The sequence below is a fragment of the Thermodesulfobacteriota bacterium genome, from assembly GCA_036482575.1.
Lineage (GTDB): Bacteria > Desulfobacterota > GWC2-55-46 > GWC2-55-46 > JAUVFY01 > JAZGJJ01.
The window spans coordinates 22,231-28,954 of record JAZGJJ010000132.1 but is presented as its reverse complement, the minus strand read 5'-3'; the positions used below and the strand labels follow the sequence as shown (position 1 = coordinate 28,954).

General features: G+C 56.8%; 6 protein-coding genes. 5 read left to right on the top strand and 1 reads right to left on the bottom strand.

The window, feature by feature from the left end; translation table 11 throughout:
• Positions 1-779, top strand: a 779-nt coding sequence (locus V3W31_05975; GenBank protein MEE9614488.1) for a DNA polymerase IV, incomplete at its 5' end; no start/stop codon positions are given.
• A 131-nt stretch (positions 780-910) separates the two neighbouring features.
• Positions 911-2,011, top strand: coding sequence for a DUF4325 domain-containing protein (locus V3W31_05970; protein MEE9614487.1), 1,101 nt, complete (start codon positions 911-913; stop codon positions 2,009-2,011).
• 12 nt (positions 2,012-2,023) lie between these two features.
• Here V3W31_05970 and hflX read toward each other — a convergent pair whose 3' ends face one another.
• Positions 2,024-3,520 carry a GTPase HflX gene (hflX, locus tag V3W31_05965; GenBank protein ID MEE9614486.1) on the bottom strand — a complete coding sequence of 499 codons (1,497 nt, stop codon included), beginning with the start codon at positions 3,518-3,520 and terminating at the stop codon, positions 2,024-2,026.
• Between the two features lie 308 nt (positions 3,521-3,828).
• On the opposite strand from hflX, the gene V3W31_05960 reads away from it, so the two are divergent.
• From V3W31_05960 to V3W31_05950, 3 genes are all read left to right on the top strand, one after another.
• Complete coding sequence (locus V3W31_05960; protein ID MEE9614485.1) at positions 3,829-5,286, top strand: aldehyde dehydrogenase family protein; 1,458 nt, start codon at positions 3,829-3,831, stop codon at positions 5,284-5,286.
• Positions 5,287-5,426: 140 nt separating this feature from the next.
• Positions 5,427-5,615, top strand: a complete 189-nt coding sequence (locus V3W31_05955; protein ID MEE9614484.1) for a 4Fe-4S binding protein — start codon at positions 5,427-5,429, stop codon at positions 5,613-5,615.
• 162 nt (positions 5,616-5,777) lie between these two features.
• Positions 5,778-6,722, top strand: a complete 945-nt coding sequence (locus V3W31_05950; GenBank protein ID MEE9614483.1) for a CoB--CoM heterodisulfide reductase iron-sulfur subunit B family protein — start codon at positions 5,778-5,780, stop codon at positions 6,720-6,722.
• Positions 6,723-6,724 lie beyond the last annotated feature (2 nt).

The following is a 6,724-nucleotide window of genomic DNA, read 5'->3' as shown; positions in this document are numbered from 1 at the left end:
CGCTTGTCGAATCGTTCGGCCTCGACGAGGCGTTTCTGGAGGTGGAAGGGGGGGAGGCCGAGGAAGGGGGGGAGGGGGGGGAAGAGAAAACCGTTTTTACTAAAGCGCTCGATATAGCGAGGGAGATAAAGAAACGGGTCAGGAAGGATCTCGGGCTCACCTGCTCGGTGGGGATAGCGCCGAATAAGCTCCTCTCCAAGATGGCGAGCGAGCTCAAGAAACCCGACGGCTTTTCGGTCATAAGGGAGAAGGAGGTGGAAAAGGTCCTCCGTCCCCTTCCGGTCAGGAGCCTCTGGGGCGTGGGGCCGAAGACCGAGGCGCGGCTTAAAGAGATCGGCATGAAGACCGTCGGCGAGCTCCGGGAGGCCCAACTCCTCTACCTCGAGCGGACTTTCGGGCCGTCCTTCGGCAGGATGCTCCACGACCACTCGCGCGGCATCGACGAGAGCCCGGTCGTCCCCTTCCACGAGCCGCAGTCGATAAGTCGGGAGCTTACCTTCGAGCGGGATACCGGGGACAGGCATTTATTGAAGGGGACGCTCTACGAGCTAACCAAAGACGCGGCCGGACGGCTCAGGGAGAGGAAGAGGAAGTGCCGGACCGTCACGCTTAAGATACGCTACGCCGACTTCCAGACGATTACGAGGTCCTATACCGTACACGACGCGACCGATTCGCTGAACTCGATCTGGAAGTCGGCGTTAGAGGCGCTGGAGAGGGTCGAGTTCACCAAAAAGGTGAGGCTCGTAGGGGTAAAGCTCTCGGGGCTTGAGGGGTGAGGGGCCCTTTTTGTATCTTTGATAACCATATGATTTGTAGGCACTAATTCTGCTGGCATGCTCTTAATGTTTACAATAGATGTTTTTAAGTTGACAATATGCAGGTTTTTGGTTTACAATAAGGTTGTTCGATGTTGACAGTAAATCCTCCATCTGGCGACGATAAAAACATGTCTAAAAGAAAGCAAAAAGGCGATACCGTAAAGCAGTTTATAATAAAGCATATATCCGATCATTCCGGAGATATTGCTCGTTTTGTTTGTGAAAAGTTTGATATTTCCAGGCAGGCAGCTAACAGGCATTTGCGTCAGTTAGTAAGCGATGGTGCGCTTATAGCTACGGGGAGCACTCGCAACAGGCGGTACAGTTTAGCTCCTTTAGTTGAGAAGATAGAGCATTTCCCCATCGTATCCACTCTACAAGAGGATAAGGTGTGGCGTGAACGTGTGGAACCGTTACTAACGGGAGTTCCCGAGAATGTTTTGGATATATGCCATTATGGGTTCACGGAGATATTTAATAATGTTATCGAGCACTCCGAGGGCTCAAATGTATCCATTGGAATAAACTATACCCCTGCAATGATTGAGATAGATGTAAGAGATGACGGGGTGGGGGTTTTCAATAAGATTACAAAGGCTTTACGGTTAGATGATGAGCGCCATGCCATCCTTGAGTTGGCAAAAGGGAAGCTTACAACCCAGCCGGAGACACACACCGGCGAAGGGATTTTTTTTAGTTCGCGCATGTTCGATAACTTCTCGATGCTCTCGGGGCGGCTCTTTTTCCAGCATGACGAACCGGGTGATGATTGGTTGCTCGAAGACCATGAGGAAAAAAATAAAGGAACTTTTGTGGCCATGAAAATCAGCCCACATTCTAAGCGTACCTCAAGGGAGGTGTTTGACAAGCATGGAACAATAGAGAATCCATTAAGTTTCAGTTCTACACATGTGCCCGTGTTGTTAGCTCAATATGGGGACGAGAATTTGGTTTCGCGGTCACAGGCGAGACGTTTGTTAGCCCGTTTCGAGCGTTTTGAAGAAGTATTTCTTGACTTCAAAGGAGTAAGGACTGTCGGGCCTGCTTTTGTGGATGAGATATTTCGAGTATTCCGTAATCATAATCCAAGAACGCGTATTTTATGGATCCGTGCGAACAAAGCAGTTGAGAATATGATCAAACGGGTTGCTACTGATGACCAGGGGCAGTTGCCACTTATAAGTGATTAACCGTGCCCCCCCCTACCCCGGCCAGAGCTTACCGGCGAGTACCTTCAAGAGTCCGTCGAGCGTTCCGGGCTCCGTTGCGGAGATCGCCACCGCGTTGTATCTCCGGGATAGGTTCCTCGCCGTCTCCGGCTCGACGAGGTCTATCTTGTTCAGGACGACCAGCCTCGGTATCTCGGAGAGGCCGACCTCTTCAAGGAGTCCCTCGACCGTCTCCATCTGCGCTTCGAGGAGCGGGCTTCCCGAGTCTACCAGGTGCAGGAGCAGGTCCGCGTCCCGCATCTCCTCGAACGTGGCCTTAAAGGCCTTCTTAAGCTCCCCGGGCATGCGCCGGATAAAGCCCACGGTGTCGGTTATGACCGCGTCACGCTCGCGGGGGAACCTCAAGCGCCGCGTGGCCGTATCGAGCGTGGCGAAGAGTTTGTCTTCCACAAGCGTCTTGCTTTTGGTAAGCGCATTAAGGAGAGTTGACTTTCCCGCGTTCGTGTAGCCGACGATAGATACTATCGGTATGCCGCTCCGGGCCCGCCGTCCCTTCCTCTGCTCCCTGCCCCGGCTGAGACTCCTGAGCTCCTTTTCGAGGTGGCTTATCCTGTCTCCGACCTTTCTTCTATCGACCTCGAGCTTGCTCTCTCCGGGCCCCCTCCCTCCGATGCCTCCCATGAGCCGCGAAAGGGCGGTGCCCTTGCCCGTCAGCTTGGGGAGGAGGTACTTAAGCTGGGCGAGCTCGACCTGCACCTTGCCGTCCCGCGAGTGGGCGCGCCGGGCGAAGATGTCGAGAATGAGCTGCGTCCGGTCTATTACTTTTAGTTCGGTTATCTCGCCCAACTCCCTTATCTGCGTGGGACTAAGCTCCTGGTCGAATATCAAAAGGGTGGCCTCTTCCTGAAGGGCTTTTATTATTAGCTCCTTTATCTTGCCCGTGCCCATGAGGTAGCGCGGGTTTATCCTGCCCGGCCTCTGGCACATCCTATCCAGCACCACGATGCCGCTCGTCCCGGCAAGAGAGGCGAGTTCATTGAGAGACTCGAATTGTTCGTCTTTGGGTGCCATGGCGACGCTTACCAGTATTGCCCGCTCCCGCCTGTCGTCGACGTCACGCACCAGGGCCCTGCCCATCTCCCCCTCCAGCGCCTCGGTGAAGGCGGCCATGTCGAGGTCGAGAGCGTGGAAGGGGCGGGGCGGGTCGACCTCGTAGGTCTTCCCTTCGCGGCTAAAGGGCAGGAGGTGGGCCGTGTGGACGTCCGAGGGGAGGCCGTCTGTGCCGACCCCTATGGCGGCCATCATGTCGAGACGCAAAAGTGCGAGGTCCGTGAGGTCGTCGGTGGAGAGAGGTTCGTTCTTCAGGTGGGTGTGGACGCACCTCACGCCCCGGAGGCTGCTCCTTCCGAGCGGTTTTAGTTCCGGGATTAATATTTCTCTCTCGTCGCCGACGATGGCGGCAACGACCGTGCCGCGCCGGTCGACGATTATTCCGATCTGGCGGTTGAGCTCTTGGGAGAGCTCGGTCATGTATCTGCCGAGTTCCGGGGTTACGAGGCGCTCGGGCGGTATGCGGCGGCGGTAGATCCGCTCAAGCGCCTTTACCTGGCTGGATTTTAGGCCCTTGGTGTTTCCAAATAGCTGAGGGATAAGCGATACTCCTTATGGTGGATTTTGCGACAAGGTCCCGAGCTACCGTTAAAAAAGTTTCCGAATAGTTTAGGAATTGATTATACTCCTTACGGTGAATTTTATCCTTAAAAAGTATATCACCGAGCTGCCTTCCGGACAATGATTATTGAATTGACCCCGCACGTCTTTTTTGATAATTTTCAACCATGGCAAAGGACTGTTTTTCCAGTTTCCCCAAGATACTCGTAGGAGGGGAGTGGCTTAAGACCGGCAAAGAGCTTCAGGTCTTAAGCCCCTACGACGGCGAGGTCGTCGGGACCACGTGTCTCGGGGGCGAGGAGGAGCTCGACCGCGCGCTCGCCTCCGCCGATGCGGCCTTCGAGACGTTAAAAAAACTGCCCGCGTATAAGAGGGCGGAGATCATAGGCCGGGTGGTCGATGGCTTGAAGGAGAGGCGGGAAGATTTAGCCCGCACCATAGCGCTCGAAGCGGGAAAGCCCATAACCGACGCGCGGGTGGAGGCCGCCCGCGCGGCGAACACCTTCCAGGTGGCCCTTGAGGAGACGAAGAGGCTCGGCGGCGAGCTAATCCCGCTCGACATAATCCCAGGGGCCGAGGGAAGGGTGGGGCTTGTAAAAAGATGCCCGGTAGGTTCGGTGCTCGGCATAAGCCCGTTTAACTTCCCGCTGAACCTCGTCGCCCACAAGGTCGCCCCGGCCATGGCCGTCGGGTGCCCGATAATCATAAAGCCCGCCACCAAGACCCCGCTAAGCGCGCTTCTGCTCGGAGAGATAGTCGCAGGCGCCGGGTGGCCGGAGGGAGCGATAAGTGTCGTCCCTTCGCCGGGCCCTCTGGTCGAGAAGCTGCTTGGCGACGAGAGGGTAAAAAAGCTCACCTTTACCGGGAGTGCGGAGGTGGGCTGGAGGTTGAAGGAGAAGGCAGCGCGCATCAAGGTTACTTTGGAGCTTGGCGGCAACGCGGGCGTTATCGTCCACGAGGACGCGGACCTGGAGTTCGCCGCTAAAAGATGCACGGTCGGCGCCTTCTCCTACGCCGGACAGGTGTGTATCTCGGTTCAGCGGATATACGTCCACCGGAAGGTGTTTTCGGAGTTCAAGGACAAGTTCGTCGCGAATATTAAAACCTTAAAACTCGGCGACCCGATGGACGAGACGACAGAGGTCGGGCCCATGATAGACGAGGGCTCGCTCAAGAGGACCGGAGAGTGGGTGAAGGAGGCCCTGGACGGCGGGGCCGAGCTCCTTACGGGCGGCAAGAGGTGGGGAAAGGGAAAGGAAAAGGGGAAAATTTTCGAGCCGACGGTCCTTACCGGCACGACCCCGGAGATGAAGGTCTCTTGCGAGGAGCTATTCGCCCCGGTCACGACGCTCGAGCCTTTCGACGACTTCGAGGCGGCGCTCAGGGAGGTTAACCGTTCCCGCTACGGGCTTCAGGCCGGAGTCTTTACGAGCGACACGAAAAAAATATTCCGCGCCTTCGACACGCTGGAGGTAGGCGGGGTCGTGGCGGGTGACATCCCGACCTTCCGGACCGACAACATGCCCTACGGCGGGGTGAAGGAGAGTGGCTTCGGCAGGGAAGGGGTGCGCTACGCAATGGAGGAGATGACCGAGATGCGGCTCCTGGCGCTCAACCTGTCGTAGAGTCCTGTGTGCGCGTAGAAAAGGCCCAAAAAAACTTTCGCGGACCTGAAAAAAAGCCTTGAATTTTACCTTTGTTTGGGTTAGTATAATAGTTCTGAGTACTGTATACTGTATACACAAGGGAAAGGTGGTGATGGGAGTTGGCGCTTAAGATTACAGAGGATTGCGTGGCCTGCGGCGTGTGCGAGCCTGAGTGTCCGGTGGACGCCATAACCGAAGGCGACCCGCTATATATTATTGACCCCGATAAGTGCATTGAGTGCAAGGAATACTTCGACGAACCGAAGTGTGCCGAGGTATGCCCCACGGACGCCTGCGTGCCCGCCTGAGTTTTTAAGCTCCACCCCCGTGCCGCGGCCCTGCCAGTAACTCAAGGGGCGGGCATGGAAAACGGTTAAAAAGACTTCCACTTAAACACTGCGGCAAATCCGGCCTTCCCGCCTCTCTACACCGGCGGGAAGGCCGAGTGCCCTAAGCCAAACGAGTTAAAGATGAAAGAGTTCGCGGTATTTTGGGGCTGTACCATACAGAGCCGCTTCCCGTTCCTGGAGAAGTCGACGCGCGTCGTTATGGACGCCCTGGGGCTGCCCTACAGGGAGGTCGACGGCTTTACGTGCTGCCCGGAGAAATCACTCGTCAATAATGTCGACCACGGGCTGTGGACCCTTACCGCGGCAAGGAACGTGGCGATCGTGGACGAGATGGAACTCGACATAGTAAGCCCGTGCACCGGGTGCGTCTCGAACCTCGCCACCGTGGCGAGCGAGCTAAAGGTCGACCCGGGAAAGAAGGAGGAGGTCAACGGTCTCCTTAAGGAGGTCGGCCGCGAGTTCAAGGGCGAGGCGAAGCTCAGCCACCTCGTGCCCTTCCTGCACGACGAGGTCGGGGTAAACACGATAAAGGCCAGGATAGAGAAGGATTTTTCCGGCATGAGGTTCGCCATTCACTACGGCTGCCACATGATGAGGCCGTCACACGCCTTGAAGAACGACGACCCGCTCGAGCCGAAGAAGTTCGATAATATAATAAGGGCGCTCGGGGCGGTGAGTCTCGAGTTCCCCACGAAGCTCATGTGCTGCGGCCAGGGGCTCGACAGGGTCGACCAGCACGACATGGCGCTCCACATGGCGAGGATAAAGCTCCGGGAGCTCAAGCGGATAGGCGCCGACGCGCTGGTCCTCTGCTGCCCGTCGTGCTACTTGCAGTTCGACAACAACCAGTTCCTGATGGAGAGGGAAGGCGAGAAGTTCGGTATACCGGTCCTCTACCTTACCGACCTGATCGGGCTTGGCATGGGGTTCCAACCCGAAGACATGGGCCTTTCCTACCACAGGGTGGACGTAGGGCCCTTTCTTGAGAAGTGGGAGCGCGGCCACTCAAGGCCGTCGCCGGCCGCCACGCTCACCGGGGAGCTTAACGTGGAGGGGGCGCTTTAACC